This window comes from Mesoterricola sp. JemC181, from assembly GCF_055384585.1.
Window position 1 is genome coordinate 2118048 of record NZ_AP045076.1, and the last position, 25234, is coordinate 2143281.

A 25234-nucleotide genomic window follows, 5' to 3' on the forward strand; every position below is an offset into this window, starting at 1 on the left:
GCGCCGAGGAGGCCGAGGATACCGAGGAAAGAATTCTGGCCTGAACGTCCCGGCGTGATTGAGCGCACTCCTGACCCGAAGGAGGAAGTCATGGGTCGGCATTGGGGCGAAGATTGGGGCGACAACTATCCCCATCGAGATATCACCGAAGCCATCATCCTCGCTGCCATCAGGGTGCAGATAGTTCTGGGGCCTGGACTCCTGGAAAATGCCTACAAGGCTTGCCTCGCCCATGAACTCAGGTTGGCCGGACACGAGGCCCTACGCGAGGTTCACCTCGACATCACCTACAAGGAATTGTGCGTCGAGAATGCCTACATCATGGATATCGTGGTGGACCACAAGGTGGTCGTCGAGGCGAAGGCCATTGCGAAGTTTTCGGAGGCCGACTTCGCCCAACTGAATAGCTGCCTCCACTTTGCAAATTTCGAAGTGGGCCTGCTGATCAATTTTCATAACTGGCCCCTCGAGGACGGGGGCATCAAGCGACTCGTCAATACCAAGCCCTGAACTGGACCCGAGGCGAAGGGGGGGGGACAAGGTGTTACCTGTTCTTCTGGCGGCCTACACTAGCATGGGGTCATGAACCGTCATCTCCTGCTCGTGATGCTCGCCCTGGCTGGCACCGGGTGCACCCATACCACCCTGGCCCGGCGGTTGGTCCGGGCACCGAATCTTCAATCGGCGCCGTCCCTCCAATCGGCCGCCTTGGCCAGTGCCTTCACGGACGTGTCGGTGCCCAGCCGAACGCCCGGGGTTCTCCTGAATGCGCAGGTCGTCGAGCCCGGAGACTGGCATCTTTCCTACAGCTGTTCCGTGGAGAAGACGAAGAAGGCGTTCGAAGCCAACCTCCAGATGTCCTTCGACAAACCCGACGTCTTCATGGCCCGGCCCAAGGGGACCGTGATCCTTCTGCACGGGTACCGGCAGCAGAAGGAGCAGATGCTCCCTTGGGCCCTCTCGCTGGCCCAGCAGGGTTTTCGATGCGTGATGGTGGATCTCAGGGGGCATGGAGGGTCGTCGGGGGAATGGATCGGCTTCGGCGCCTTCGAGGTGGAGGACATGCGGTCCGTCCTGGAAGCCCTGGTCGCGCGCCGGCTGGTGGCGGGGAGAACAGGCGTGATCGGGGTGTCGCTGGGAGCCAGCGTGGCGCTCCAGTGGGCCGGGGCCGATCCCAGGATCGCCACGGTTGTCGCCATCGAGCCCTTTGCGGACCCCCAATCCGCGATCGGGACCATGGTCCACGCCTTCCCTCCTTTCAGGCGGCTGCTCTGGTGGGCGTCGGAGAGTACGATCCGGAAGGCCATCCAGGAGGCACCCGGGAAGGCCGGATTCACCTGGGCCGAGGTGGATGTGCCCAAGGCCGCGGCGGCCGTCAACGGCCCCATCCTTTTCATTCACGGGGCGGACGATGCGATGGTTCCGCCGGACCACAGCCGCCGGTTGAGTGCGGGTGCCCCGGCCGGAAGCCGACTGCTCATCGTTCCGGGGGAGGACCACATCTCGTTGGCCCTTCGGCTTCAACCCCTGGATGGGATTGTTCACGCCTGGTTCAATCAGAACCTGGCGGAAAGCGCGCCGGCCCCGGACGGGGAGGCTACTTCGGGGCGGCCGGTTCCCCCGCCTGCACCTGGTCCCCGTCCGCCAGGGTGACGGAAGGGTTCAGCACCACCTTCTCACCCGCCTTGAGGCCGGCCAGGACGCGCACCCGGGAGCCCGAGTCCTCGCCCAGCACCACGGGACGCAGGGCCACCCGGGAATCCGGGCCCACCACGGCCGCGTAGGTCCGTTCCGCCTTCAGGAGCACGGCTTCGGAAGGGATCTCCAGCCTCCCGGACTCCCTGGCGAGACCCAGGCTGAGCCGCACGGCGCCGCCGGCCACGAAGGCGCCGTCCCGGTTGTCCAGGTCGGCCTCGGCCAGCAGCGTGCGGGTGCGGGGATCCAGGGCGCCCGAGAAGCGCGCCACCTTGACGGCGCGGGCCAGGTCGGGGCGGTCCGCGGGGCGCACGGTGAGCTCCTGGCCCACCCGGATCCGGGAGGCCACCTGCTGGTCCAGGTAGAATGCCACCCGCAGGTGGTCCACCTGGGCCAGGGAGACCAGGGGCTGGGAGGACGTGCTGTTGCTGGCGTTCTGGATGAGGGCGCCGGGGTCGGCGAAGCGCTGGGTCACCACGCCGGCGAAGGGGGCCGTGACGTTGCGGTAGCCCTGCAGCACGCCCTGGCTGGCCAGCTTCTCCTCGGCGATGCGGGCCGCGGCCTCCGCGTCGTCCTGGTCCCGGGCGCTGACGATGCCCTGGGCGCCCAGCTGGCGCAGGCGCCCGGCATAGCTCCGCTTGTTCCGGGCGTCGGCCTTGAGGGCCTGGAAGTCGCTGTCCACCTCGGTGGACTCGATCACCGCGATCACCTGGCCCTTCTTCACCGGGGAGCCCTTGTCCACCCGGATCTCGCGCAGGAAGCCGGCCACCTTGGAATAGACGGTGGTGGAGAGGTAGGGCAGGGCCTCTCCGGACAGTTCCAGGGTGCGGGCGTCGCCGTCCCCCCCGGCCAGGGCCACCCGCACGCGGGGACCGGCCTCCTGGTCCGAGCGCAGGCGCCGGGCCTCGTGGCGAACACCGGTGCGCTGCACGCCCCACAGCACGGCTATGGCGGAGGCGCTCACCAGCAGGATGGCGATGCCGCCCAGGCGGAAACGGGAGAAGGTCGGATCGTTGCTCATGCTTCACTTCCTTGCTGCTCGGTGTGGAACTTTTCGTCCAGGAGGTGGGCCGTGGGGGGCTTCTTGCGGAAGAGGCTGTAGACCACCGGCACGATGAACAGCGTCACCACCGTGGCCATCAGGAGCCCGCCGATGACGGCCCGGCCCAGGGGCGCGTTCTGGCTGCCGGCCTCGCCCAGGGCCAGCGCCATGGGGACCATGCCCAGGATCATGGCCAGGGCGGTCATGAGCACCGGGCGCAGCCGGGTCCGCCCCGCGGCGAAGGCCGCCTCCAGGGCGGTCATCTCCGGATGGGCCACGCGCACGTCGTTGGCGAAGCTCACCAGGAGGATGGAGTTCGACGTGGCGATGCCCACGGCCATGATGGCGCCCATGAGGGACTCCACGTTCAGGGTGGTGCCCGTGAAGGCCAGCATCCAGAGGATCCCCACCAGGGCGCCCGGCACGGCGAAGAGGATGATGAAGGGGTCCAGCCAGCTCTGGTAGAGCACGGCCATCAGGAGGTACACCAGGGCGATGGCGATGACCAGGCCCCCCGCCAGGTTCACGAAGGCCTCCACCATCACCTCGGATTGGCCGCGGATGCGGATCCGGGTGTTGGGGGGCAGGGGGCCGAGGTCGCGGATCCGGGTCCGGATGTCGCCCACCACGGAGCCCAGGTCGCGGCCCTCCACGCCCGCCATGACGTCCAGCACGCGCTGCACGGTGTAGTGGTTGATCTCGCTGGCGACGTTGATCCTGTTGAGGGAGGCGAAGTTGGACAGGGGCTCCGAGGGCGGCTGCGAGGCGGGCCCGGCGCCCTGGAACGTCGTGGTCTGCAGCAGGGCCGAGCCCCCCGGGAGGCTGAAGGGCGTGGCCATGAGGTCCCGCGGGGTCGCCATGCGGGACAGGGGGGTCTTGACCGCCACGGTGTAGTTCACGCCCGTGACGGGGTCCAGGTAGTAGGACGGCGCCAGCTGGCCGTTGCCCGAGAGCGAGACCAGGAGGCCGTTGGCCACGGCCTGCTGGTTCAGGCCCAGCTGGGCCGCGCGCAGGCGGTCCACGTCCACCCGGTAGCCGGGGGCGTTCACCACCTGCTTGAGCCGCACGTCCACGGCGCCCGGCACCTGGCGCATGCCGGCCTCCAGGCGCCGGGCCACCTCGGCGCTGGCGGCCAGGTTGGGGCCCTCCACCTGCACGTCGATGGCGGCGGGGATGCCGAAATTGAGCACCTGGCTCACGATGTCGGCGGACTGGAAGTAGAAGCCGACGCCCGGGAAGCGCTTGGGGAGCTCCTCCCGCAGGGCCTTCATGTAGGCGGCGGTGGGCCGGTGCCCGTGCTTGAGGGAAATGGAGACGTCCGCGTCCTGGCTGGTGACGTTGTCGGTGGGGATGAAGCCCATGTTGAAGGCGCTGGGCACGCCGATATTGCTGTTGATGGTGGCCAGCTCCCGGGCCGGCACCAGGTCGCGCACCGCGTCCTCCACCTGGGCGATGACGCGCTCGGTCTCCTCCAGGCGCGTGCCCGAGGGCGCGCGCACGTGGAGCTTCATGAGGCCCACGTCCACGGCCGGGAAGAAGTCCCGCCCGAGCACCCCCAGCAGGCCCACGCTGAGGACGGCGAAGGCCACCGCCAGGCCCAGCACGAAGACCCGGTGGTGCAGGACCCGGTCCAGGAGCCGCCCGTAGGCGTCCTGGAAGCGCGTGAAGCCCCGCTCGCGCCAAGCGTTGAAGCGCCCCAGGCGGGTCCCGGGGGCGTGGTGGTCGTGCTCCAGCAGCATGCGGGCCAGGGTGGGCACCAGGGTGCGGGAGAGGAGGTACGAGGCCAGCATGGAATAGACCACCGCCATGGCCAGGGGCGTGAAGAGGTACTTCGCCGGCCCCACCAGCAGCACCACCGGGAAGAACACGATGCAGATCGCCAGGGTGGCCACGATGGCCGGCACCGCGATCTGGCTGGCGCCGTCCAGGATGGCCACCGTCAGCGGCTTGCCCATGGCCTGGTTGCGGTGGATGTTCTCCACCTCCACCGTGGCGTCGTCCACCAGCATGCCGATGGCCAGGCTCAGGCCGCCCAGGGTCATGATGTTCATGGTCTGGCCCGAGAGCTTCAGGCCGATGATGCCCGCGAAGATGGCCAGCGGGATGCTGGTGCACACCAGCAGCATGGCCCGCCAGGACCCCAGGAAGAACAGGATCATCAGCGACACCAGCAGGGAGGCCATGAAGCCTTCCTTCACCACGTCCGAGATGGCCCCGCGCACGAACTGGCTCTGGTCGAAGTCGAAGTTCAGCTCCAGGCCCTTGGGCGCGGCGGCCTTGATGACGGGCAGCATCTCCTTCGCCGCGTCCACCACCGCCAGGGTGCTGGCGTCGGCCTTCTTGAGGATGGCCAGGTAGGTGGCCCGGTTCCCGTTGATGCGCACGATGTTGGTCTGGTCCGTGAAGCCGTCGTACACCTGGGCCACGTCCCGCAGGTACACGGGCGACCCGTTCACCAGCTTGAGGGGGATGTTCCTGAGGTCCTCGATCCTCGAGGGGTTCGAGTTGGTGAGGATGGGCAGCTCGCGCGCGCCCAGGCGCGCCAGGCCCGCGGGGACGATGACGTTCTCCGAGGAGACGGCGGTCACCACGTCGGCGGGGCCGAGGCCCCGGGCCGCGAGCTTGGCGGGGTCGATGTCCACCGAGATCTGGCGGCCCCTGCCGCCGAAGGGCGCCGGCGTGGACAGCCCCGGGATGGTGAAGAGCCGGATGCGGATGAAGTTGAGGGAGTGGTCGTAGATCTGCTGCTCGGAGAGGGTCTCGCTGCGCGCGGTCAGCTGCACCACGGGCACGTTGCTGGCGTTGAACTGGATGATGTTGGGGGGCGTCATGCCCGGGGGCAGGATGCGCAGGATGGCGTTGGTCACCGAGCCGATCTGGGCGATGGCCCCGCCGATGTCGGTGCCCGGCTGGAAGTACACCCGCAGGACCCCCACCCCCTGGATGCTCTGGGACTCGATGCGCTCGATGCCGTTGACCGTGGTGGACATGGCCCGTTCGCTCACGTTGACCACCCGGCGTTCCATCTCCTCGGGGCTCAGGCCGGAATAGCTCCACACCACCGTGACCACGGGGATGTCGATGGCCGGGAAGATGTCCACCGGCATGCGCCGCATGGAGAGCGCGCCCATGAGGAGGAAGAGCATGCACATGACGGCGATGGTGTAGGGACGGCGCAGGGCGAGCCGGACGATCCACATGGGGGCGTTACCTCAGTTCGGACGGGGCCCCGTCCAGGTGGTCCAGGTTGTTCTTCAGCTTGTGGAGGAGCGCCCGCACGGCCTTGCGCTCCCCATCGTCCAGGCCCGCTTCGAGGCCCTCCCGGACGGCGGTCCGGAACCCCACGAGGCTGTCCACCTTGGCCCGTCCCCCGGCGCTCAGCTCCAGGCGCGTCTTGCGCCCGTGGCTGGGGTGGGGCAGCACGTCCACCCAGCCCTTGCGCACGAGCGCCTGGACCATGCGGGTGGCGGTGGGCTTGTCCAGCCCGAGCGCCCCGGCCAGCTGGCCGTGGCAGAGGCCCGGCGCGTCCGAGAGCACCCGGAGCACCTGGTACTGCTGCGGCGTTATGCCATGCGGGGCCAGCAGGCGCCAGGTGACCTGCCGGAGCCGGCTCCGGACGACGGTGAGCATGAGGGGCAGGCTGGCTTCTTCCCAGGGGATCAGGAGTTGCATAAGCAACAAGTATGAACAAAAACGGACGGATGGCCATCTTTTTGCCGGGTGGACTAAGCTGGAGCCATCCCCTTCCCTCCGAGGTGACCATGCTCCGCTTCCGGGCCCTGGCCTTGCTCCTGGTCGCGTCCCTGGCCTTCGCCCAGCAATCGGTCGATCGGGCTATCGCCATCCGGCCCCCGGCGGCGCCCCAGGACGAACCGCGCATCGCCCTGGTGATCGGCAACGGCGCCTACCGGGAGGGGCCCCTGCGGAATCCCGTCAACGACGGCCGGGCCATGGCGGAGGCGCTGCGCTCCTGCGGCTTCCAGGTCGATCTGGTCCTGGATGCCGACCGGGCCGGAATGTCCGCGGCCGTGCGCGAATTCGGCCGGAAGATCGCCGGCGGCGGCGTCGGCCTGTTCTACTTCGCGGGCCACGGCATGGCCGTGCGGGGCTCCAACTACCTGATCCCCGTGGGGGCCGACATCGCCGCGGAGCACGAGGTGCCGGTGCAGGCCCTGGACGTGGCCTTCGTCCTGGGCTGGATGGAGGCGGCCCGGAACCGGGTGAACATCCTCGTCCTGGACGCCTGCCGGAACAACCCCTTCGCCCGGACCTTCCGGTCCTCCAGCCGGGGCCTGGCCCAGATGGACGCGCCCGCCGGCAGCTTCGTCGCCTATGCCACGGCTCCGGGCAGCACGGCCAACGACGGGCTGGGCGGGAACGGCCTGTACACCCAGCACCTCCTGGAGGCGCTCCGGGAGCCCGGCCAGACCGTGGAGCAGGTCTTCAAGCGGGTGCGCGTGGGGGTGAAGCGGGATTCCGCCGATCAGCAGATCCCCTGGGACAGCAGCTCGCTCACGGGGGAATTCCTCTTCCGCCCCGGTTCGGCCCCGGCGGCGGCGCCCGTCCCGGCTCCGGCGAGGCCCCTGCCGGCCGCCTCCCCCCGGCAGGGCGGCCTCCAGGTGGCCGTGGAGGCGCCCGAGGCCAAGGTCTACCTGGACGGCGAGTTCAAGGGGACCGCGGGCCCCGGTGCGCCGCTGGACCTTCCGGGCCTGGTCCCGGGCGAGTCCCTCCTGCTGGTGGAAGCCCCGGGGCACATCGCATCCCGGCAGAACATAAGGATCGAGGCCGGCGCCTGGCTCCAGGCGGCCCCGGTCCTCAGGAAGGCCATGAGGCTGACCGTCTACCGGCGGCCCAACACCATCAACTTCTCGCTGGGCAACTACGAGGTCTGGCTGGACGGGCGGAAGGCGGCGATCCTCAAGAACGACGGCTATGTGGACCTGGTGATCCCCGCGGGCCGGCACACCCTGAACGTCCAGCAGGAGGCCAGCGAATACGGCGTCACCGTGGAAATCGACGAACCCCGGAAGCTGGCGCGGTTCTTCCGGGTGTGGAAGGCCAACTTCAAGGCCAGCCCGCCGGAGTTCACCGAAGTGGACGAGGCCACCTGGAAACAGGAGGCCGTCCGGTTCAAGAGCCGCCCCATGGCGCTGCTCCCGGAGGCCGCTCCACCCAGGCGATGACCCGCCGGGCTCAGATCCCGGCCGCCGGCTCCACGGAGAAGGCCGCCCGCACCTCGTCGCTCACGTGGGTGGGCCGGCCGGTGCGCAGGTCCATGGGGCACCAGAGGGTGCGGGCCCGGGCCAGGAGGGTGCGGTCGCCGGCCCGGAGGATCTCCGTGTTGCGCTCGAACGTGCGCTGGCTGGCCGGACCCACCCAGGTGCGGGCGATGATGCCGTCGCCCGGCAGGGCGGGGCGCTTGTAGTCGATCTCGTGGCGCACCACCACCCAGAAGAGCGCCTCCTGGGCCTCCCGGGAGGCCTTGGCGGTCCAGTGGGCGATGGCGGCCTCCTGCACCCAGCGCAGGTACACGACGTTGTTCACGTGGTTGAGCTGGTCGATGTCCTCAGGCAGGACGTCCAGGGACAGTTCATAGGGGGCGTGGGCGTTTTCCATGCTCCATGGTACCCGGGCGTTTACGCCACCTCCAGCACCACCAGCCCGTCCTGCCGCACGCTCTTCCCCGCCACCGGCAGGATGTCCCCCACGCGGAAGGGCCTTCTCCGCTTGCGGTAGGCGTCCGGGAAGGCCACGGCCTCGCACAGCGCCGTCTCGTCCTCGAAGGTGACGAACTGCATGAGGTCGCCCTTCTCGGTGCGCACGGTCTTCTCGGCCACCACCAGGGCCCAGAAGCGCAGCTGGTGGCCGGGGCGGGCCACGTCGGCGGCGCGGTGGGGGGCGCCGCCGTGGCGGGCCCGCTGGAGGGCGGCGGGGTGGATCTCCAGGGTCAGGCCCAGGAGCTCCAGCTCCAGGGAGGCGCGGTCGAAGGGGTCGGTGGGGCGGGGCCGCACGCCCTCGGGGATGCCGCCCAGGCGCGTCCACAGGAGGCGCGTGCGGTCGCCGTCGGGGGCCCAGCGGTCGAAGGTGCCGCCCGAACCCAGGGCCTCCACGGTGGGCACGGAGAGGCTCACGCGCTCCAGGAGCTCCTCCAGGCTCACATAGGGCCCGCGGCGTTCCCGGTCCTCCAGCAGGGCCTCCACCTCGCCGCGCTGGGCGCCCTTGACGGCCATGAGGCCCACCCGCAGGCCGCGGTCCCCCTCGGCCGCGAATTCCCACTTCGACAGGTTGGCGTCGGGGCCGCGCACCACCAGGTTGTGGCGCCGGGCGTCGCCCAGGTAGGCGATGGGGGCGTAGAAGCCGCCCTGGTTGGTGATCACCGACGCGAAGAACACCGCCGGGTGGTGGGCCTTGAGCCAGGCGCTCTCGAAGCTCACCTGGGCGTAGGACGCCGAATGCGGCTTGCAGAAGGAGTAGCCCCGGAAGGTGCGCACCATGTCCCACACCTCGTCCACCACGGCCGGGGGGATGCCCTGGGCGGCGCAGCCCTCCCGGAACCGCGCCTCGAACAGCGGCAGCTTCACGGAGCAGTCGTCCTTGCCCAGGACCTTGCGGAGCTTGTCGGCCTCCTCGTGACTCCATCCCGCCATGGCCATGCCCACGCGCACCACGTCCTCCTGGTACACCAGCACCCCGAAGCTGTCCGACAGCAGGGACCCCAGCACGGGGTGGCTGGGCGCGTAGGCCTCCTCGCCGCGGCTGCGCCGGACGTAGGTGTCGATCCAGCGGTTGGCCGCGGGGCGGATGAGGGAGCTGTGGATGACCAGGGTCTCGAAGTCGCCCTTGCCCACGCGCTGCTGCAGCTGGCGGGTGGCGGGGCTCTCCACGTAGAAGACGCCCATGGAGTCGCCCCTGGCCAGCAGGCCCTGGGTGGCGGGGTCCAGGCGGGGGTTCCAGTGCAGCGGCGCCGGCGCCCGGTCCCCCAGCACCTCCAGGGCGTCGCGCACCACGGAGAGGCTGCGGTTGCCCAGGAGGTCGATCTTCACCAGGCCGTAGTCCTCCACGCCGTCCTTGTCCCACTGGGTGATCGACACCCCCTCCTTGGCCGGAGCGGGCTGGAAGGGCACGTGGTGCCACAGGGCCCCCGGGGCGATAATGGTGCCGCCGGGATGCACGGAGAGCTGGTGGAAGTGGCCGCGCAGGGCCTCGGCCTGGGCGAGGATGGGGGCCCAGGCGGGGTTGTCCTGGATGCCCTGCATCCCCTCGTCCCAGCCGCGGATGAAGCGGGCCAGGACCTTGAGCTCGGCCTCGGGGCGCCCGTGGGCCAGCGCCACGTCCCGCAGGGCGCCCTTGGGCTTGAAGTACACGTGGTTGGAGACCATGGCCACCCGCTCCTGCCCGTAGCGCCGGAAGACGGAGGCGATGACCTCGTCCCGCTCGTCCCAGGCGAAGTCCACGTCCAGGTCCGGCGGGTCCACGCGGGCATCCGACAGGAACCGCTCGAACATGAGGTTGGTGGCGATGGGGTCCACGTTGGTGATGCCCAGGAGGTAGCTGACGATGGAGGCCGCCCCCGAGCCCCGGCCGCAGGTGCGCGTGGCCCTGGCCTCGCGGATGATGTCGTGCACGGCCAGGAAGTACCCTGCGAAGCGCTTGCGCCGGATGAGGTCGAGCTCCAGGTCGATGCGGGCCTCCAGCTCCGGGGGCGGCGCGGCGTAGCGCTTCGGGATGCCCTGGCGGAGCCTGGATTTGAGCTCCTCGTCCAGGTCCAGGTCGGGCGCGCACATGGGCCGGGGCATGACCCAGTCGCCCCAGTGCATGCGCCAGGCCCGCACCTTCTCCAGGATCCCCTCCGAGGCCCGGGTGATGGCGGGGTCCGCGCCGGGAAAGCGGGTCTCCCAGGAGGCCCGGGTGACGGCGGCGTCCCGGGGCTCCCACAGAGGCTCCACGCGGGTGACCGTGGAGCGCTCGGCCATGGCGCGCTTGAGGCGGTGCAGCTCCAGGCCGGCCTCGCGGCGGAAGCGTAGCACCTGGGGCGCGGCGGCGGGGAGGCCCCGGGAGGCGGCGGCCATGGCCTCCATCCGGTTGCGGGCGTGGGCGAGGAGATAGGGCGCGAAGCCCTCCCGGGCCAGGTACTCCTGGCCCTCCAGGGTCTCGGCCAGGAGCACGCAGTCCCGGGGCGGGTCCCCCTCGCGGCCGTGGGCCTGGTCCGTGAGGAGGCGGCACAGCTCGGCGTAGCCGCGGTCGGTGTGGGGCAGGGCGCCGAAGTCCAGGCCCCGCCAGGTGAAGCGGGAGGCCAGGAGGGGCGCGAGGCCCGCGGCCAGGGCCTCCTCCCGCAGGCGCGGCCACCCGTGGAGGCCGTGGTCCCAGGAGGCCACGCAGCCGTAGCCCAGGCGCCGGGCCAGCGCCACGGCCATGGGCGCGGGGTAGACGCCTTCCCCGGTGGAGAAGTCGGTCACGGCGAGCAGGAAGGTCATGCGGATTCACCCTCCTCCAGGGCCCAGCCGGGCAGCACGGGCTTGTCGGGGAAGCGCCTGCGGAGCCGGGTCAGGGTGTTCTCCAGGGCGCCCAGCTTGCGGGTGAGCGGCGCCTCGAAGAGCCCCCGGCTCCGCCCCAGCCCCCAGGCCATGTGCAGCTCCAGCCGGTGCACGAGGATGCGGCGTTCGGCCCCCTGGCGGAAGGCGGCCTCCACGAGGCGGGCCAGGAGCATGGCGGGCTCGGCCAGGGCCTCGGCGGGGGCCTGCCAGCGGTGGGCCACGCCGTCCACGTCCCACCAGCGCAGGGTGAGCTGCCGGGGGGAGCGGCCGTCGTTCCAGAAGCGCTCCAGGCACCAGAAGGCCAGGGGGACCTCCTCGGGGAGGCAGGCGGGCTCCAGGCGCCAGGGGTGGCGGGACTCCCCCAGGGGATCGGCCAGCATGGGCAGGCGGGGCCGGTCCTCCCCCCGGGCCCGGGAGAGGGCCAGGCGGGCGTCGGGCTCGGGCATGATCTGGCTGAGGGTGGGCAGGGGCACCGGCTGCAGGTCCCCGAAGCGGGCCAGCCCCAGGCGCTGGAGCCGGTAGCGCACCCGGGGGGTGATGTCGGGCAGGCGGCCCAGGGGGTGGGGCGCCAGGAAGACCTGCTCGGAGCCGTCGGGCACCTCCGCCAGGGCCTCCGGGGTGCGGGTGGCCAGGCGCGCCGCCGTGGCGCTCTGGGAGAGCCCCCCCTGGCTGGTCCAGCCCATGGACTGCGCCAGGTCCCGCTGCATGCGGCTGGCGGCGTCCCGGGGCCCGCCGTAGAGGCGGGCGGTGCCGCGCAGGTCCACCAGGGCCTCGCCCATGCGCCCCAGGAGGCCCTGGGGGCTCCAGTGCTGCAGGAACTCGCCCAGGAGCCCCTGGGCCTCCCACCAGGTCTGGGGGGCCGGGTCCAGCACCCGCAGGCCGGGCAGGCGCCGCAGGGCCTGGTCCATGGGCTCGCCGGGGGCCACCCCCTCGGCCCGGGCCAGGCGGTTCACCAGCCAGAGGCAGGGGGTGCGCTGGGCGCCGGGGCTGAGAAAAGCCAAAGGCCGCTCCTTCAGGCCTGCGTCCGCCTGACAGGCCATCTGGAACGGCATTTCGGGAACCCACATCGCCAGCACGCTCGACCTCCGAGCGCTTAAATATGGCGCAAAAAAAACGAAAAGAAAGCGGCAATTTTTACTGCATTGTGTGCATGGCAATTCCGATTGTTTCCCTGGGACGCTGGAAGCCCGAGGCCACCGTGATCCCACTCGACATCCCCCGCCGCATCCACGACCTGGGCCACCTGGTGGGCAACACCCCCCTGCTGGCCGTGCACTTCACGTACAAGGGCCGGCCCCGGCGCATCTTCGCCAAGGCCGAGAACCTCAACATGACCGGCAGCATCAAGGACCGCATGGCCCTGCACGTGCTGAAGATGGCCTACCAGCGCGGCGTGCTGGCCCCGGGGGCGGCCCTCGCGGAGGCCACCAGCGGCAACACGGGCATCTCCTTCGCGGCCCTGGGGCGGGCCCTGGGGCACCCGGTGACGATCTTCATGCCGGACTGGATGAGCCAGGAGCGCAAGGACCTCATCCGCAGCCTCGGCGCCGCCATCCGCCTGGTGAGCAAGGAGGAGGGCGGCTTCCTGGGGAGCATCCGGCTGTCCGAGGAACTGGCCGCCTCCACCCCGGGCTGCTTCCTCCCCTGCCAGTTCTCCAACACCGACAACGTCGAGGCCCACCGCACCACCACGGGCCCCGAGATCTGGTGGCAGCTGAAGTTCCAGGGCCTCACCCCCGACGCCTTCGTGGCGGGCGTGGGCACCGGCGGCACCATCATGGGCGTGGGGGCCTTCCTGAAGGAGATGCACCCCGGCGTGAAGCTCCACCCCCTGGAGCCCGCCAACTCCCCCACCATGAGCACCGGCCACAAGGTGGGCAAGCACCGGATCCAGGGCATCTCCGACGAGTTCATCCCGTCCATCGTCAAGCTGGGCGACCTGGACGGCATCATCGCGGTGGACGACGGCGACGCCATCCTCATGGCGCAGCTGCTGGCCGGCCGCCTGGGCCTGGGCGTGGGCATCTCCAGCGGGGCCAATTTCCTGGGGGCGCTCAAGGTGCAGGAGGAGCTGGGGCCGGACGCCGTGGTGGTGACGGTCTTCTCCGACGACAACAAGAAGTATCTCAGCACCGACCTCATGCGGGAGGAGCCGGCGAAGCCGGGCTTCCTGTCCCCGGACGTGGAGCTGACGGGCTTCGAGGCCTGCAAGCGGGTGTGCATGACCTGCTGCGACGACACGTCCTGCGCCTACGTGGGAACCGGCGCCGGGAGGCCCTGCGGGCGCTAGAAAAGCTCCAGCAGCTTCGTCACCGTGCGCCAGTTCCTGCCGGTGGAGGTGGTGCCCAGGCGGCTGTCGAACCAGGCGTTGGTGAGCTTCGTGCGGGCGGCGCCGTTGGGCAGGCGGAGGTACACCTCCCGGCCGCGCAGGGCGAAGCTGTCCTCCCCGTTGGAGCCGGAGTCCAGGGGCCGGGGCGCCCCGGCCAGGAACAGCACCTGGAGGATCGCCTCGTCGCCGGGCCAGGGGTTGTGCCGCACCACGTCGAGGAGCTCGTCCCGGGTGCGTAGGATCACGGGGGCCGGGATGCCGAAGCGTTCGAGGATGGCGGCGGCCATGCGCTCCGGCAGCTCCGCCGCCAGGGCGGGTTCCGCCGTGAAGAGCACGTTGCCCGACTGGATGTAGGTGCGAACGTCGGCGCACCCCGCCCCGGCGAAGAGCGCGGCCAGGTCCTTCATGGGCAGCGGATGCTTGCCGCCCACGTTGACGCCGCGCAGGAGCGCGACGTGGTCGGTCATCCGACGCCCATGTGGGCGTCCAGGAGCCGGCGCACGTCGGCCAGGTCCAGGACCCGCCCGCGGGTCATGAGGTCCAGGGGGGCCAGGCCCTCGAAGAGGGGGCTGGCGTTGGGTTCCCGCATCCAGGCCAGGGCCCGGGCCGGTTCGGGGAGGAGGAGCTTCAGGCCCTTCCAGATGGCCATGATGCAGCAGATGCGCTGGAGGGTGTCGCGGCCGAGGGCGGCCCGGCCGCCTTCCTTCCAGGCGAAGAAGGTGGCGCGGGGCGGCTGGCCCAGCAGGGCCATCTCCTGGCGCTGGTCCAGGCGCCACAGGGCGGTGACCAGGAAGAAGCCCTTGAGTGCGGCTTCGGCGAGATCCGCGCGGATGTCTTCGGGGAGGAGGGGCAGGGGCATGGTGGCCTTTCGTTCCTCCATCATGCGCGGAATCGGAAAAGGCGGGCGATTTTCAGCCCCGCTTCTCCTCCAGCTCCAGCCACTCCAGCTCCAGTTCCTCCAGGCGGGCCTTGGCCTCGTCCCGGTCGCGCAGCGCCTTGTGGCCGGGGGCCTCGGCGGTGATGAAGGCCGCGGGGTCGGCCATGGCGGCCTCCAGCTCCTGGATGCGGGCGTGGAGCGCGGCCATGGCGGCGTCCACCTCCGCCAGGCGCCGCTCCTCCTTCTGGGAGAGGCCCGCCTTGCGCTTGCCGGCCTCCCGGGTCTCGGCCCGGGCCGCCTTGCCCGGGGCCTCCGCCCTCGGGGCCTCCTGGGCGCGCTCGGCGCGCAGGCGGCGCACGGAGGACGGGTTGCCTTCGTACATCTCCCACCGGGGCTCGCCTTCGGGGTTGTAGGCCAGGGTGTGGGTGGCCACCTGGTCCAGGAAGAACCGGTCGTGGCTCACCAGCAGCAGCGAGCCCGGGTAGTCCAGGAGCGCCTCCTCCAGGTTCTGGAGCGTGGGGATGTCCAGGTCGTTGGTGGGCTCGTCCAGCACCAGCAGGTCCGAGGGCAGCAGCATGGCCTTGGCCAGCAGGAGCCGGTTGCGCTCGCCGCCCGACAGGGTCCCGGCCATGCGCTTCTGCTGGTCGGCGGGGAAGCCGAAGCGGGTGAGGTACACCAGCACCAGCAGCTCCTGCCCGCCCACCTTGACCATGGAGGCGCGCTCGGCGATGTTGTCGGCCACGGAGAGGTCCGCCCGCAGTTCGCCCCGGCCCTGGGAGATGGCCGAGATGGAGAGCTTGGGGTGGCGGTGGATGGTGCCGGAGGTGGGCTCCAGCTCGCCCAGCAGGAGTTTCAGGAGCGTGGACTTCCCGCAGCCGTTGGGGCCCAGGAAGGCGATGCGCTGGCGGCGCTGGAGCACCAGGTCGATGCCCCCGGCCAGTTCGACCCCGGCGCCCGGGTAGCTGAAGCGGATGTTCTCGGCCGACAGGAGCGAATCGGAGCGGTTGGCGCCTCCGGCGAAGGTGAGGCTGGTGCGCTGCTCCAGGCGGGTGCGGTCCTTCACCTCGTCGCCCAGGTCCAGCACGTCCTGGATGCGCAGCTTGGATTTGCGGGTGCGGGCCTTGGCGCCGCGGCGGAGCCAGGCCAGCTCCCGGCGCAGGCGGTTCTGCATGTGCTCGGTGAGCCGGGCCTCCCGGAACTCCTTGTCGCTGCGCTCCAGGAGGTAGTCGCTGTAGGAGCCGTCGTAGCTGGTGACGCCGCCGTTCTCCAGCTCCAGCATGCGGTCCACGACGCCGTCCAGGAGGTGGCGGTCGTGGGTGATGAGCAGCAGCGCGCCGCCGAATCCCTGGAGCCAGAGCTCGAGCTTTTCCACCTGCTCGGGGTCCAGGTGGTTGGTGGGCTCGTCCAGCACCATGACGTCCGGGTCCTGGAGCCAGGCCTGGGCCAGGGCCACACGCTTGCGCCAGCCGCCGGAGAGCGACTCCACCGTGGCCTCCAGGTCCAGCAGGCCCCAGGTGGTCTGGGCCTCCTTGAGCCGCGGTTCCAGGTCCCAGCCCATGTGGTGGAGGTGGTGCTCCACGCCGTCCAGCTCCATGTGGAGCCGCTCGGCCTGGTCGGGGGTGGCGGCCTGAAGGGCCTCGTGGATCTCCCCGTGGCGGGCGATGAGGGCCCGGTGGTCCCGGAGGGCCGCTTCCAGGGCGCTGCGCACCGTGGCGTCCGGGGCGAAGTGGGGGTCCTGGGCCAGGTGGGCCACCCGCAGCCCCTGGGTGAGGACCACCTCGCCCTCGTCGGGTGTGTCCTCCCCGGCCAGGAGCTTGAAGAGCGTGGACTTGCCCGCCCCGTTGCGCCCGATGAGGCCCACCTTCTCCCCCATCTGCAGGCCGAAGGTCAGCCCCTCGAGGATGGGCTGGGCGCCGAAGCGCTTGGTGACCTTGACGAGACTGAGGGCGACGGCCATGGAGACTCCTGAACCCTCCAGCATCGCACGAGGCGGCGCGGGCTTCACCTGGGAAGGGGGAAGGGGCCCCTTCAGCGGGACGCGATGAGCTCCCGCCAGCCCTCGAGCGCGCCCAGGAGGGCATCCAGCTGCTCGGGTTCGGTGGTGCGGAACCGGCTCACCAGCTTCCAGCCCTGGGCCGCCTTCTGGTAGCGGTGCAGCCACAGGTGGGGCCCCTCCCAGGCGCCTTCCGGCGCGCGGGTGCGCACGAGGAACGCCACCGTGGTCCAGGGCCCCCGGGCCAGGACGCGCCGGCCCAGCTCCTCGATGCCGGACTCGTCGTCGTGCTCCAGGATCAGGTCGTCGATGTCGGGGATGATCATGGCGGCTCCGGGTGTGGCCTTCATTCTCCGGCGGCAGGTAGTCCAAGCATATGCTTAATCTATTCATGCATCGGTGATGGTAATCTCAATACATAATTACAATAATAAGGCAAAATAATAAATTTTAAGGGTTGACCCGCACTCAACATAAAAATAATAATTTATTATGTCGAAGAGCCTTCTCCTCCCCCTCTCCCTTCTGCTCCTTGCCTCCGCCTGCGGCGGAGGTGGTTCCCGCGCGACCCGGGACCCCCAGACTCACAGGACTCCCGAGCCTCCCCCGACCCCCGAGCCTCCCCCGACCCCCGAGCCTCCCCAGACTCCCGAGCCTCCCCCGACCCCCGAGCCTCCCCAGACTCCCGGGACTCCCCAGACCCCCGGTAACCCCCGGACCCCCGGGACCCCGCCGGCCACGCATCCCAAGCCCAGCGACATTCCCGTGCTCACCGTGCCCGGGGCCTTCCTGGTGCCCCCCTACCTGCAGCTGGGGCCGGCCCCGTCCCCCAACCGGCTGGCCCTGCTCTGGCAGACCCGGGACGCCGATGCGGCGTGGGCCGTGAACGTGCTCCGGAAGGGGCAGTGGCGGTCCGCGGGCCCGGTCTCCTTCGTGAAGGTCGACGTGCCCTCCGAACCCCACCACCGCGTGTACACGGCCGATCTGACGAAGCTGGAGGCGGGGGCGAAGTTCGCCTACCAGGTCACCCGGGACGGACATGCCGTCTTCCAGGACCACGGCACGGCCCTGAAGGCGAAAGGCCAGCCCCAGCGGGTGGTGGTGGCAGGGGACCTGGTCACGACGAGCCCTGCAAGCCAGGATGCCTTCCGCGCCCTGGCGCGGCAGATGGCCGCCGCCCATCCGGACCTGCTGGTGGTCCCGGGGGACATCGTCAACATGGAGGGCCATGCCGGCCAGTACCGGGAGCTCTTCTTCCCGAACCTCAACGCCGATCCCGGCGCCTCCGCGGGCGGGACCGTGCTGCGCAACACCGTGACGGCCGCGTGCCTCGGGAACAACGACACCGACCGCGTCTTCGAGTTCAGGAACGGCCACCTCAGCTTCACGCCCAGGCCCAACGGCCTCGCCTACTACTACTACTTCAGCCAGCCCCTGAACGGGCCCACGTTCGGGATCAACCACGACCCCGCCAACGCCCACAAGATGATGACCCCCGTGCTGAGCCCGCCCTCCCTCTTCGCGGGGTTCCTGGCCGCCGCCAGGGACCGCTTCCCCGCCATGGCGAACTACTCGTTCGACTCGGGGGGCGTGCACTGGACCTTCCTGGACTCGAACCTGTACTCCCAGTGGGCCTATTCCCACCGCACCCTGCCGGCCCACCACTGGCAGGACCGCACCCCCGAGGCGGACGTCCTGGTGCAGCAGCTCAAGGACTGGCTGGACAAGGACCTGGAGGCCGCCCAAGGCGCGGACTGGCGCTTCGTGGTGTTCCACCACCCGGCGTTCAACGTGGGCCACGAAGCGGGCTGGAAGTACACCGAGACATGGATGCGCCAGATCTGGCCCATCCTGGAAAAGCGCCGGGTCTCCCTGGTCTTCACGGGCCACCTGCACAGCTACCAGCGCACCCGGCCCCTGCGCTTCACGCCCAGGCCCGCCGGCGCCACCGAAAGGGCCCACTTCGGCAACCCCGCGAACCTCGTGGAGGACACGGCCTTCACCGGCCAGAACGGCGCGACCAAGGCCAACGGCGTCATCCACATCGTCACCGGCGCCGGGGGGGCCAACCCCAAGGACTACCCCTACCCGCCGGGCCACCCCGACTACCCCGGCCAGACGCCGCCCAAGCCCTACCCCGTGCATCTCCGCTGGCGGACCACCTGCTTCTCGCAACTGGACATCACCGGGGACAAGGTGGACTTCAGGCAGGTCGGCACGGACGGAGCGGTCCTGGACCACTTCACCCTGACGCGGTAGCTCAGCCCATGGGCACGTGCAGCCCGATCTTCCCGGCGTGCTCCCTCGCGGATTCGTACCCGGCGTCGGCATGGCGGAAGACGCCCATGGCAGGGTCGTTCCACAGCACCCGCCGGATGCACCGGTCCGCGCGCTCCGTGCCGTCGGCCACGATGACCACGCCGGAGTGCTGCGAGTAGCCCATGCCCACGCCGCCGCCGTGGTGGAAGCTCACCCAGGAGGCGCCGCCGCTGCAGGCGGTCATGGCGTTGAGGAGCGGCCAATCGGAGACGGCGTCGGAGCCGTCCTTCATGCCTTCGGTCTCGCGGTTGGGGGAGGCCACGCTGCCGGAGTCCAGGTGGTCGCGGCCGATGACGATGGGCGCCTTGAGCTTGCCCTCCCGCACCAGCTCGTTGAACTTGAGCCCGGCCAGGTGGCGCTCGCCGGCGCCGATCCAGCAGATGCGCGCGGGCAGGCCCTGGAAGGCGATCTTCTCCTGGGCGGCCTTGATCCAGCGGATCATGCCCTCGTTCTCGGGGAAGAGCTCCATCATGGCCCGGTCCGTCACCGCGATGTCCTCGGGGTCGCCCGAGAGCGCGGCCCAGCGGAAGGGTCCGATGCCCTGGCAGAACAGGGGCCGGATGAAGGCCGGCACGAAGCCGGGGAAGGCGAAGGCGTTCCCGCAGCCGGCGCGCTGGGCCTGGGCGCGGATGTTGTTGCCGTAGTCGAAGGTGACCGAGCCCGCCTCCTGGAAGGCCAGCATGGCCTCCACGTGGGCGCGCATGGAGGCCAGGGCCCGCTGCACGTAGGCCTCGGGCTCGTCCTTGCGCATGGCCGCGGCCTGCTCCAGGGAGAGGCCGGCGGGGATGTAGCCGTTGTACTCGTCGTGGGCCGAGGTCTGGTCCGTGACCAGATGGGGCCGCGCGCCCCGGCGCACCAGTTCGGGCAGCACCTCGGCGGCGTTGCCCAGGAGGCCGATGGAGACGGCCTTCTTCTCGCGCACGTAGCGCTCCACCCGGGCCAGGGCGTCGTCGAGGTCGTCGGTCCATTCGTCGAGGTAGCGGGTCTGGAGGCGCTTGTCGATGCGGGTGCGGTCCACCTCCACGCAGAGGGCCACGCCCCCGTTCATGGTGACCGACAGCGGCTGGGCCCCGCCCATGCCGCCCAGGCCCGCGGTGAGGGTCCAGGTGCCTGCCAGCGTCCCGCCGAAGTGCTGGCGCGCCGCCTCGGCGAAGGTCTCGTAGGTGCCCTGCACGATGCCCTGGCTCCCGATGTAGATCCAGCTGCCCGCCGTCATCTGGCCGTACATCATCAGCCCCTTCCGGTCCAGCTCCCGGAAGTGCTCCCAGGTTGCCCACTTGGGCACCAGGTTGGAGTTGGCGATGAGCACCCGGGGCGCGTCGGCGTGGGTGCGCATCACCCCCACGGGCTTGCCGGACTGCACCAGGAGGGTCTCCTCGTCGCCGAGGTGCTTGAGCTCCTTGACCAGCGCGTTGAAGCAGTCCCAGTTCCGCGCCGCCTTGCCCAGGCCGCCGTAGACGATGAGGTCCTCGGGGCGCTCGGCCACGTCAGGGTCCAGGTTGTTCATGAGCATGCGCAGCGCCGCCTCCTGCACCCAGCCTTTGCAGTGCAGGTGGGTGCCGTGGGGGGCGCGGATCACGGGGGCTTCGGTGGCGTGGGTCATGGCTGGGGTCCTTTGCGTCCCCCCATTTTCCCACGGGGGGTACGGACCTTGATCAAAAGTTCCCTAGACGGCCCTTTGCCCGGTGACCCCCATGGCCAGGTGTCCCGCCTTGGCCGAGCCGGCCAGGGTGTCCCCCCCGCAGGTGAGGTCCAGGTCCAGCATGATGTTCATGGGCCGGGGCAGCTTCATGGACCAGCGGAGGTGGCCGTCCTCCAGCACGGGGTCCACCAGGGGCGTGGACTGGCCGTCCGCGGTCACGGTCCCGGCGACGGCCCCGCCCTCCGTGGTGAGGGCGATGCGGAAGGTTTTCGCGCCCATGGGGGAATTGACGGTCAGGTCCCAGGTTCCATCGAAGCTCATGTCGGTTCCTTTACAAGGGTTGAATTGAGGATACTCCGCCCCCGGGGATTTCCGTTCAACCCACCTTTTCAACCGTTCAGGGAATGCCCGGGTCCATGCGGGTGAACGTGCAAAACTCGAGAATCCACCCCTGATCCGGAGGCATCAATGAAGATTCCGCTCATCCTGGCTGCGTCCCTTCTCGCGATCAGCCCCCTTTCGGCCCAGAACTTCGAAGTGGGACTCTTCGCAGGCCAGCAGACGTACAAAAGTCCAGGATATTCCTTCACCAACACGACCCCCTCCGGTTCGGTCAACTACAGCACCGAATCCGCCACGGTCGTGGCGGCGAGGTTCGGGTACACGGTCCTCGGCTTCGGCCCGGCCAGCCTCCAGCTCACGGCCGCCTACCAGCCCAAGGTCTCGGCCCAGCAGACCTACACGAACACCGCCACCCACGCGACGGAGGTCGTGAACTCCAAGGCCGGGTACTATGCGGCCGGAGCCATGCTCCGCCTGCGGGCCCCCCTGGACCTGGGCGCGGGCCTGGAATACCGCTTCGAGGGCGCGAACGTGCGCTATGGCGACAGCACCTACCAGCGGCCCTGGGCCCGCCTCCATGCGGGCTTCAGCTTCCCCGCGCCGGTCGTGAAGCCCTTCGTGGTCCTGGAATTCGCCTTCCCCCTCACCTCGACGAGCCTCGGAGCCGGCGACGCCACCTCCAACAACGACACGCTGGCCAAGGCCTCGGGTCCCAAGGCGCAGGTCGGCATCTACGCGGGCGTCCGGTTCTGAAACGGGCCATTTGAATCCCCAATCCCGCCGCCGCTGGTAAAGTGACCGGATGGACGCCAGACTCCCTTCGATTCCGCATCTTCCCCGCGCCGGCCGGGGGTCCATCCTGCTCGCCACCCTCGCCGTCCTCGGTTTCCTGGGCTGCCGGCAACCCGAGCCGGTCGGCCAACGTCCCGCCGCCCGCCGCTACACCTATACCCCGCGCCCCTATCCCGTGGACGAGCGCGGTTTCTCCCCCGTGGACAAGGCCCTGGCCAAGGCCTACGCCCTGGAGGAGAAGGTGGCGGACGATGCCGAGGGCTCCCTCGGTCCCTACGTGATGAAGGTCATCTCCGGCTATCCCGTCGATGGTTCCTACCCCTATCACTGCGGCTGGGAACCCCGGGAATACGACATCTACAACGGCGTGACCCAGGACCAGTGGTTCAAGGGCATGGTCGTGGCCAAGGCCTATCCGGACGGATCCCGTGTAAGTTATTGCTGCGGCTTCACCTTCGAAGTCTTCATGCGGGCGATGAAGCTGCGCAACATCCAGAAGGGCCTGGATCCGGACGACTTCAACGGCATGACCTTCCACGATCTGTTCAACCTGTTGCAGATCTGGTACATCGAAGGACCGGGCGATTCCGAGCAGCGCGGCATCGTCAGCTACGGCCTGGGCCGCGCCATCACGGACCTGGAGGAGGCGCGCCCCGGCGACTTCCTCAGCTACAGCACCCATCCGGCCGGCGGCCATGCGGTCGTATTCATCGACTGGATCCGGGATGCCCGGAAGAACATCACCGGGCTCAAATACTTCTCGTCGAATCTCAATGGCTCCGCCGGCGTGGGCTACGGCCAGAACCTCTTCAGCGACGCGAACAACGGCACCGGCATCCTCCGCGAAACCCTGCGCATCGGCCGCGTGGGGGCGATCAAGGACTACCGGCCCTTCCAGCGGGTCGAGATCCCGCAGCGCAACGCCTATGCGCCCACACAGCCGGATAGGGTCCTCTACCTCCCGGCGCCGAAGCCGGGGGGAGCAACTCCACGCTGAGGAGCGCCTCGCCGGAGAAGGCGCGTTCAAGGACCCGGCCGATCCAGAGCACCGACATCCCGGATGCGTCCGGGGATCTGCGGTCATCGCAGGTGAGGGTTGGCGGGATCCTCTTGCCAGGAAGGATGGGCGGCCCTGAGATGGAACTACCTACCGCCCCCGTTTTACGTCCAGGCCAAGTGCTGCGCACTAAGCCCGGATTCTGCAGTTGAAGTCCCAAGGCCTGGATTTGTAGGAGGTCCCCACCCCAGCACCCGCTGTCGAGGTGAGATGGAGGAGACGAATTGCGGGTGATTGAATCCCTTTTTCATCCCCGCCCATCCAAATACTATTAGTACAGATATTGACAATTCGCCATAGATGCTTGTTTTTCAAGAAGAGGCGACCATGGCGAGAACCGAGGCAAAACTCCCGGTGGGGAGCCGTATCGCGGACTACATCAGTCTTGGTGTGGTAGCCAAGACCTTCCCCCGGGCCAAGGTGGAGGAGGTTCTCAACAGGACCGGGAAGGCCAGCGCCCGGCAGCGGGACCTTCCAGCCCATGTGGCCATGTATTACGTGATCGCCCTTGGCCTATACATGGAGGTCTCCTATCGGGAAGTACTGCGCTGCCTCCTTGAAGGGATTCAATGGCTGCAGGGGAAGCATCCCGAGCCCAGGGTCGTCGCTCCTTCCAGCATCACGCAAGCCCGCACCCGGCTGGGCTGGGAGGCGGTCCGGCTTCTCCATGACGAGGTGGTCAAGCCCATCGCCACCGAGGAAACCCAAGGTGCCTGGTTTCGCGAATGGCGCCTGGTGAGCCTTGATGGCAGCGCGATGGATGTACCTGATGAGGCGGAGAACCGGGAGGCTTTTGGGGTCCAGACCGGACCCAAGGGCGACAGTGCTTTTCCGGCCATCCGGTTTCTATCCCTAGTCGAGACTGGCACCCGGGTTTTGTTCGGCAGCCGGATGGCTCCCTATCTGACCGGCGAATTGACCTTGGCCGAAGAAGTTCTCCCTCTGCTCCAGCCCGGCATGCTCTGTATGGCGGACAGGGGGTTCTACGGCTTCCGGACCTGGAAAACCGCCAGGGCTACCGGCTCCGAGCTGGTTTGGCGCGTCAAGAAGAGCCTGGTGCTCGCCCGGGAAAAGGAACTGGAGGACGGGAGTTGCCTTAGTCGCGTCTATGAGTCCCAGAATGACCAGAAGCAGAAGCGCGATGGGGTGGTGGTCCGGGTGGTGGACTACACCCTGACAGGTGTTCCGAACCCGGAACCGGTCTACCGCCTGATCACGACCATCCTGGATCCCACGCGAGCCCCGGCTGCGGAACTTGCAGCTCTTTACCCCGAACGATGGGAGATCGAAACTGCCTTTGATGGGCTCAAGACCCATCTCCGAGCCGGGAAGCTCACCCTTCGTAGCAAGACCCCCGACCTAGTCCGACAGGAATTCTACGGGCTGATGATGGCCTATTTCGCCGTTCGCGGCCTAATGCACGAAGCGGCCCTGGTGGGGGAGGTCGACCCGGATCGCCTATCGTTCGTCCATGCCGTAAGAGTGATCAAGCGGAAAATGACGCAGATCGCGTCTCTCCCCCCCTCGGGCCGTCCCCGCCTTCCACGAAAGGGTGTTGCACGAACTCCTTGAGGAACGCGTCATGCCCTGCCGACACCGACAGAATCCCCGGGGCGTATGACGCAGAACGAGGCCCTGGCCAACAGTAAAGCGTTCAGAGCGGGGCCCAACCCGTCGAATGGTGCCTTGCGTCACCATCAGGACTGAACCCTGGGTGAACGGAAATGCACGAAATCACTAAGCTAACAGTCTTACCGCCCATCCCCGTTCATCCCCGGCCCGTTTTTTTGCCGGTGTGAGTCGGCGCGTTCGCGCTCGGCTTCGAACCCCGGCCCCGGCTGCATTAAGCGACTGAATTTGCCGGGGATCCTGCCTTCCTTCCCTGCGGTGGAGCAACCTGGGCCTTGATCAGGCAGGCCTACCAGGCGATTGCCCCCTTGTTCTGGGGAAAACGAATGGAGCTCCATGAAGTCGCTGAAATCATCAGGGCGTGGATCAACCAGGCCCTTTGATCCTGATCCTCTTCATGGGCCGGGGAGCTTATCCGGTGCAGTGCCTTGCTGCCTGGCCCGTGGTCCAGTCCTTCCCCTTCTTCTTCCGGAGCGGCGGGGTGGCCTTCCAGGAAGTGGGCGTGGCCCTGAAGGCGCCGGGCGGGGGGCCCTCCCCCCAGGTTCGCCGCGCGGCCCGGCTCCTGGCCGGCGCCGTCACCCTCCTGCTGGCGCTCATCGTCTTCACGCCCCTGGTGAAGACCTGGTACCGCCAGATCCTGGGCCTGGACGCCTCCCTTCTCCCCTTCGTCCTGGTCCCCTCCCGCCTGCTCCTGGCCTACCCCGTCCTGGAATACGCCCCCAGCTGGCAGCGCACCCGCTGGATCCTGGCGGGCCGCACCCGCATCATCACCGAGGCCACGGCCCTGGAGATCGGCTGCCTGGCCGTGGCCATGGGCGTCCTGGTCCTGGGCATGGGCTGGCGCGGCACCCTCGCCGCTGCGGCCGCCCTGACGATGGTGCGCCTCGCGGCCTGCTGCTTTGGAGGAGGAGGGCGCTGGGTTGAAACAGGGCAAGTGTCCATGCCGTCCCCGATAAAGCACCCAGGGCAGCGTGAGCAGGGAA

21 protein-coding genes are annotated in these 25234 nt (G+C 69.3%); 8 read left to right on the forward strand and 13 right to left on the reverse strand.

Annotated features, from left to right (window positions below; translation table 11 throughout):
• Positions 1 to 90 precede the first annotated feature (90 nt).
• Together ACZ5MC_RS09230 and ACZ5MC_RS09235 are read left to right on the forward strand one after the other, a co-directional pair.
• Positions 91 to 510: a GxxExxY protein gene (locus ACZ5MC_RS09230; RefSeq protein ID WP_306597912.1), complete on the forward strand. Its 420-nt coding sequence runs from the start codon at positions 91 to 93 to the stop codon at positions 508 to 510.
• A gap of 96 nt (positions 511 to 606) precedes the next feature.
• Positions 607 to 1653 (forward strand): alpha/beta hydrolase, encoded by a 1047-nt coding sequence (locus ACZ5MC_RS09235; protein WP_464517782.1) that lies wholly within the window; start codon positions 607 to 609, stop codon positions 1651 to 1653.
• On the opposite strand, the gene ACZ5MC_RS09240 is transcribed toward ACZ5MC_RS09235, so the two are convergent.
• The 3 genes from ACZ5MC_RS09240 to ACZ5MC_RS09250 are packed head-to-tail and all read right to left on the reverse strand — an operon-like array spanning position 1598 to position 6409.
• Positions 1598 to 2716, reverse strand: coding sequence for an efflux RND transporter periplasmic adaptor subunit (locus ACZ5MC_RS09240; protein ID WP_464517588.1), 1119 nt, complete (start codon positions 2714 to 2716; stop codon positions 1598 to 1600). The genes ACZ5MC_RS09235 and ACZ5MC_RS09240 overlap by 56 nt on opposite strands.
• Positions 2713 to 5937, reverse strand: a complete 3225-nt coding sequence (locus ACZ5MC_RS09245) for an efflux RND transporter permease subunit (protein ID WP_464517589.1) — start codon at positions 5935 to 5937, stop codon at positions 2713 to 2715. The genes ACZ5MC_RS09240 and ACZ5MC_RS09245 overlap by 4 nt, the downstream gene beginning before the upstream one ends.
• 7 nt (positions 5938 to 5944) lie before the next feature.
• Entirely contained in the window at positions 5945 to 6409 is a 465-nt protein-coding gene (locus ACZ5MC_RS09250; RefSeq protein ID WP_464517590.1) for a MarR family winged helix-turn-helix transcriptional regulator, read from the reverse strand.
• A gap of 89 nt (positions 6410 to 6498) precedes the next feature.
• On the opposite strand from ACZ5MC_RS09250, the gene ACZ5MC_RS09255 reads away from it, so the two are divergent.
• Positions 6499 to 7920 (forward strand): caspase family protein, encoded by a 1422-nt coding sequence (locus ACZ5MC_RS09255; RefSeq protein ID WP_464517591.1) that lies wholly within the window; start codon positions 6499 to 6501, stop codon positions 7918 to 7920.
• A gap of 10 nt (positions 7921 to 7930) precedes the next feature.
• On the opposite strand, the gene ACZ5MC_RS09260 is transcribed toward ACZ5MC_RS09255, so the two are convergent.
• Genes ACZ5MC_RS09260 through ACZ5MC_RS09270 form a run of 3 tightly spaced genes read right to left on the reverse strand, consistent with a single transcriptional unit; the run spans position 7931 to position 12338 of the window.
• Positions 7931 to 8353, reverse strand: a complete 423-nt coding sequence (locus tag ACZ5MC_RS09260; protein ID WP_464517592.1) for an acyl-CoA thioesterase — start codon at positions 8351 to 8353, stop codon at positions 7931 to 7933.
• Positions 8354 to 8373: 20 nt separating this feature from the next.
• Entirely contained in the window at positions 8374 to 11211 is a 2838-nt protein-coding gene (locus ACZ5MC_RS09265) for a helix-hairpin-helix domain-containing protein (RefSeq protein ID WP_464517593.1), read from the reverse strand.
• On the reverse strand, positions 11208 to 12338 hold the full coding sequence (locus ACZ5MC_RS09270; protein ID WP_306602323.1) for a Y-family DNA polymerase: 1131 nt from the start codon (positions 12336 to 12338) through the stop codon (positions 11208 to 11210). Before ACZ5MC_RS09270 ends, ACZ5MC_RS09265 begins: the two co-directional genes overlap by 4 nt.
• Positions 12339 to 12469: 131 nt before the next feature.
• On the opposite strand from ACZ5MC_RS09270, the gene ACZ5MC_RS09275 reads away from it, so the two are divergent.
• Positions 12470 to 13561 carry a PLP-dependent cysteine synthase family protein gene (locus tag ACZ5MC_RS09275; protein WP_306600047.1) on the forward strand — a complete coding sequence of 364 codons (1092 nt, stop codon included), beginning with the start codon at positions 12470 to 12472 and terminating at the stop codon, positions 13559 to 13561.
• Here ACZ5MC_RS09275 and ACZ5MC_RS09280 read toward each other — a convergent pair.
• The 4 genes from ACZ5MC_RS09280 to ACZ5MC_RS09295 all read right to left on the reverse strand — a co-directional run bounded on the left by ACZ5MC_RS09280 (position 13558) and on the right by ACZ5MC_RS09295 (position 16796).
• Positions 13558 to 14067 (reverse strand): DUF1697 domain-containing protein, encoded by a 510-nt coding sequence (locus ACZ5MC_RS09280; protein ID WP_306600048.1) that lies wholly within the window; start codon positions 14065 to 14067, stop codon positions 13558 to 13560. The two genes, ACZ5MC_RS09275 and ACZ5MC_RS09280, sit on opposite strands and share 4 nt — an antisense overlap.
• Complete coding sequence (locus ACZ5MC_RS09285; protein WP_306600049.1) at positions 14064 to 14459, reverse strand: MbcA/ParS/Xre antitoxin family protein; 396 nt, start codon at positions 14457 to 14459, stop codon at positions 14064 to 14066. Before ACZ5MC_RS09285 ends, ACZ5MC_RS09280 begins: the two co-directional genes overlap by 4 nt.
• A 52-nt stretch (positions 14460 to 14511) precedes the next feature.
• Positions 14512 to 16434: an ABC-F family ATP-binding cassette domain-containing protein gene (locus tag ACZ5MC_RS09290; RefSeq protein ID WP_464517594.1), complete on the reverse strand. Its 1923-nt coding sequence runs from the start codon at positions 16432 to 16434 to the stop codon at positions 14512 to 14514.
• A 71-nt stretch (positions 16435 to 16505) separates the two neighbouring features.
• Positions 16506 to 16796, reverse strand: a complete 291-nt coding sequence (locus ACZ5MC_RS09295) for a hypothetical protein (protein WP_306600052.1) — start codon at positions 16794 to 16796, stop codon at positions 16506 to 16508.
• Between the two features lie 439 nt (positions 16797 to 17235).
• Between ACZ5MC_RS09295 and ACZ5MC_RS09300 the strand changes: the two genes are divergently transcribed.
• Positions 17236 to 18729 carry a metallophosphoesterase family protein gene (locus ACZ5MC_RS09300; protein WP_464517595.1) on the forward strand — a complete coding sequence of 498 codons (1494 nt, stop codon included), beginning with the start codon at positions 17236 to 17238 and terminating at the stop codon, positions 18727 to 18729.
• 1 nt (position 18730) lies between these two features.
• Here the strand turns inward: ACZ5MC_RS09300 and hutU are convergent, their stop codons facing one another.
• Complete coding sequence (hutU, locus tag ACZ5MC_RS09305; protein ID WP_464517596.1) at positions 18731 to 20392, reverse strand: urocanate hydratase; 1662 nt, start codon at positions 20390 to 20392, stop codon at positions 18731 to 18733.
• Between the two features lie 63 nt (positions 20393 to 20455).
• Entirely contained in the window at positions 20456 to 20752 is a 297-nt protein-coding gene (locus ACZ5MC_RS09310) for a hypothetical protein (protein ID WP_306600055.1), read from the reverse strand.
• Between the two features lie 147 nt (positions 20753 to 20899).
• Here ACZ5MC_RS09310 and ACZ5MC_RS09315 point away from each other — a divergent pair, with 147 nt between their 5' ends.
• The 3 genes from ACZ5MC_RS09315 to ACZ5MC_RS09325 all read left to right on the forward strand — a co-directional run bounded on the left by ACZ5MC_RS09315 (position 20900) and on the right by ACZ5MC_RS09325 (position 24194).
• On the forward strand, positions 20900 to 21526 hold the full coding sequence (locus ACZ5MC_RS09315; protein WP_306600056.1) for a hypothetical protein: 627 nt from the start codon (positions 20900 to 20902) through the stop codon (positions 21524 to 21526).
• A 49-nt stretch (positions 21527 to 21575) separates the two neighbouring features.
• Positions 21576 to 22562: a hypothetical protein gene (locus tag ACZ5MC_RS09320; protein WP_306600057.1), complete on the forward strand. Its 987-nt coding sequence runs from the start codon at positions 21576 to 21578 to the stop codon at positions 22560 to 22562.
• Between the two features lie 387 nt (positions 22563 to 22949).
• Positions 22950 to 24194 carry an IS4 family transposase gene (locus ACZ5MC_RS09325; RefSeq protein WP_464517597.1) on the forward strand — a complete coding sequence of 415 codons (1245 nt, stop codon included), beginning with the start codon at positions 22950 to 22952 and terminating at the stop codon, positions 24192 to 24194.
• 753 nt (positions 24195 to 24947) lie between these two features.
• Here the strand turns inward: ACZ5MC_RS09325 and ACZ5MC_RS09330 are convergent.
• On the reverse strand, positions 24948 to 25085 hold the full coding sequence (locus ACZ5MC_RS09330) for a hypothetical protein (RefSeq protein ID WP_306600059.1): 138 nt from the start codon (positions 25083 to 25085) through the stop codon (positions 24948 to 24950).
• Positions 25086 to 25234 lie beyond the last annotated feature (149 nt).

Excerpts from the sequence above, each read along its gene's own strand:
- ACZ5MC_RS09230 (WP_306597912.1), top strand. The coding sequence starts at position 91 with ATGGGTCGGCATTGGGGCGAAGATTGGGGCGACAACTATCCCCATCGA.
- ACZ5MC_RS09235 (WP_464517782.1), top strand. The coding sequence starts at position 607 with ATGCTCGCCCTGGCTGGCACCGGGTGCACCCATACCACCCTGGCCCGG.
- ACZ5MC_RS09240 (WP_464517588.1), bottom strand. The coding sequence starts at position 2,716 with ATGAGCAACGATCCGACCTTCTCCCGTTTCCGCCTGGGCGGCATCGCC.
- ACZ5MC_RS09245 (WP_464517589.1), bottom strand. The coding sequence starts at position 5,937 with ATGTGGATCGTCCGGCTCGCCCTGCGCCGTCCCTACACCATCGCCGTC.
- ACZ5MC_RS09250 (WP_464517590.1), bottom strand. The coding sequence starts at position 6,409 with ATGCAACTCCTGATCCCCTGGGAAGAAGCCAGCCTGCCCCTCATGCTC.
- ACZ5MC_RS09255 (WP_464517591.1), top strand. The coding sequence starts at position 6,499 with ATGCTCCGCTTCCGGGCCCTGGCCTTGCTCCTGGTCGCGTCCCTGGCC.
- ACZ5MC_RS09260 (WP_464517592.1), bottom strand. The coding sequence starts at position 8,353 with ATGGAAAACGCCCACGCCCCCTATGAACTGTCCCTGGACGTCCTGCCT.
- ACZ5MC_RS09265 (WP_464517593.1), bottom strand. The coding sequence starts at position 11,211 with ATGACCTTCCTGCTCGCCGTGACCGACTTCTCCACCGGGGAAGGCGTC.
- ACZ5MC_RS09270 (WP_306602323.1), bottom strand. The coding sequence starts at position 12,338 with ATGTGGGTTCCCGAAATGCCGTTCCAGATGGCCTGTCAGGCGGACGCA.
- ACZ5MC_RS09280 (WP_306600048.1), bottom strand. The coding sequence starts at position 14,067 with ATGACCGACCACGTCGCGCTCCTGCGCGGCGTCAACGTGGGCGGCAAG.
- ACZ5MC_RS09285 (WP_306600049.1), bottom strand. The coding sequence starts at position 14,459 with ATGCCCCTGCCCCTCCTCCCCGAAGACATCCGCGCGGATCTCGCCGAA.
- ACZ5MC_RS09290 (WP_464517594.1), bottom strand. The coding sequence starts at position 16,434 with ATGGCCGTCGCCCTCAGTCTCGTCAAGGTCACCAAGCGCTTCGGCGCC.
- ACZ5MC_RS09295 (WP_306600052.1), bottom strand. The coding sequence starts at position 16,796 with ATGATCATCCCCGACATCGACGACCTGATCCTGGAGCACGACGACGAG.
- hutU (WP_464517596.1), bottom strand. The coding sequence starts at position 20,392 with ATGACCCACGCCACCGAAGCCCCCGTGATCCGCGCCCCCCACGGCACC.
- ACZ5MC_RS09310 (WP_306600055.1), bottom strand. The coding sequence starts at position 20,752 with ATGAGCTTCGATGGAACCTGGGACCTGACCGTCAATTCCCCCATGGGC.
- ACZ5MC_RS09315 (WP_306600056.1), top strand. The coding sequence starts at position 20,900 with ATGAAGATTCCGCTCATCCTGGCTGCGTCCCTTCTCGCGATCAGCCCC.
- ACZ5MC_RS09320 (WP_306600057.1), top strand. The coding sequence starts at position 21,576 with ATGGACGCCAGACTCCCTTCGATTCCGCATCTTCCCCGCGCCGGCCGG.
- ACZ5MC_RS09325 (WP_464517597.1), top strand. The coding sequence starts at position 22,950 with ATGGCGAGAACCGAGGCAAAACTCCCGGTGGGGAGCCGTATCGCGGAC.
- ACZ5MC_RS09330 (WP_306600059.1), bottom strand. The coding sequence starts at position 25,085 with ATGCCCAGGACCAGGACGCCCATGGCCACGGCCAGGCAGCCGATCTCC.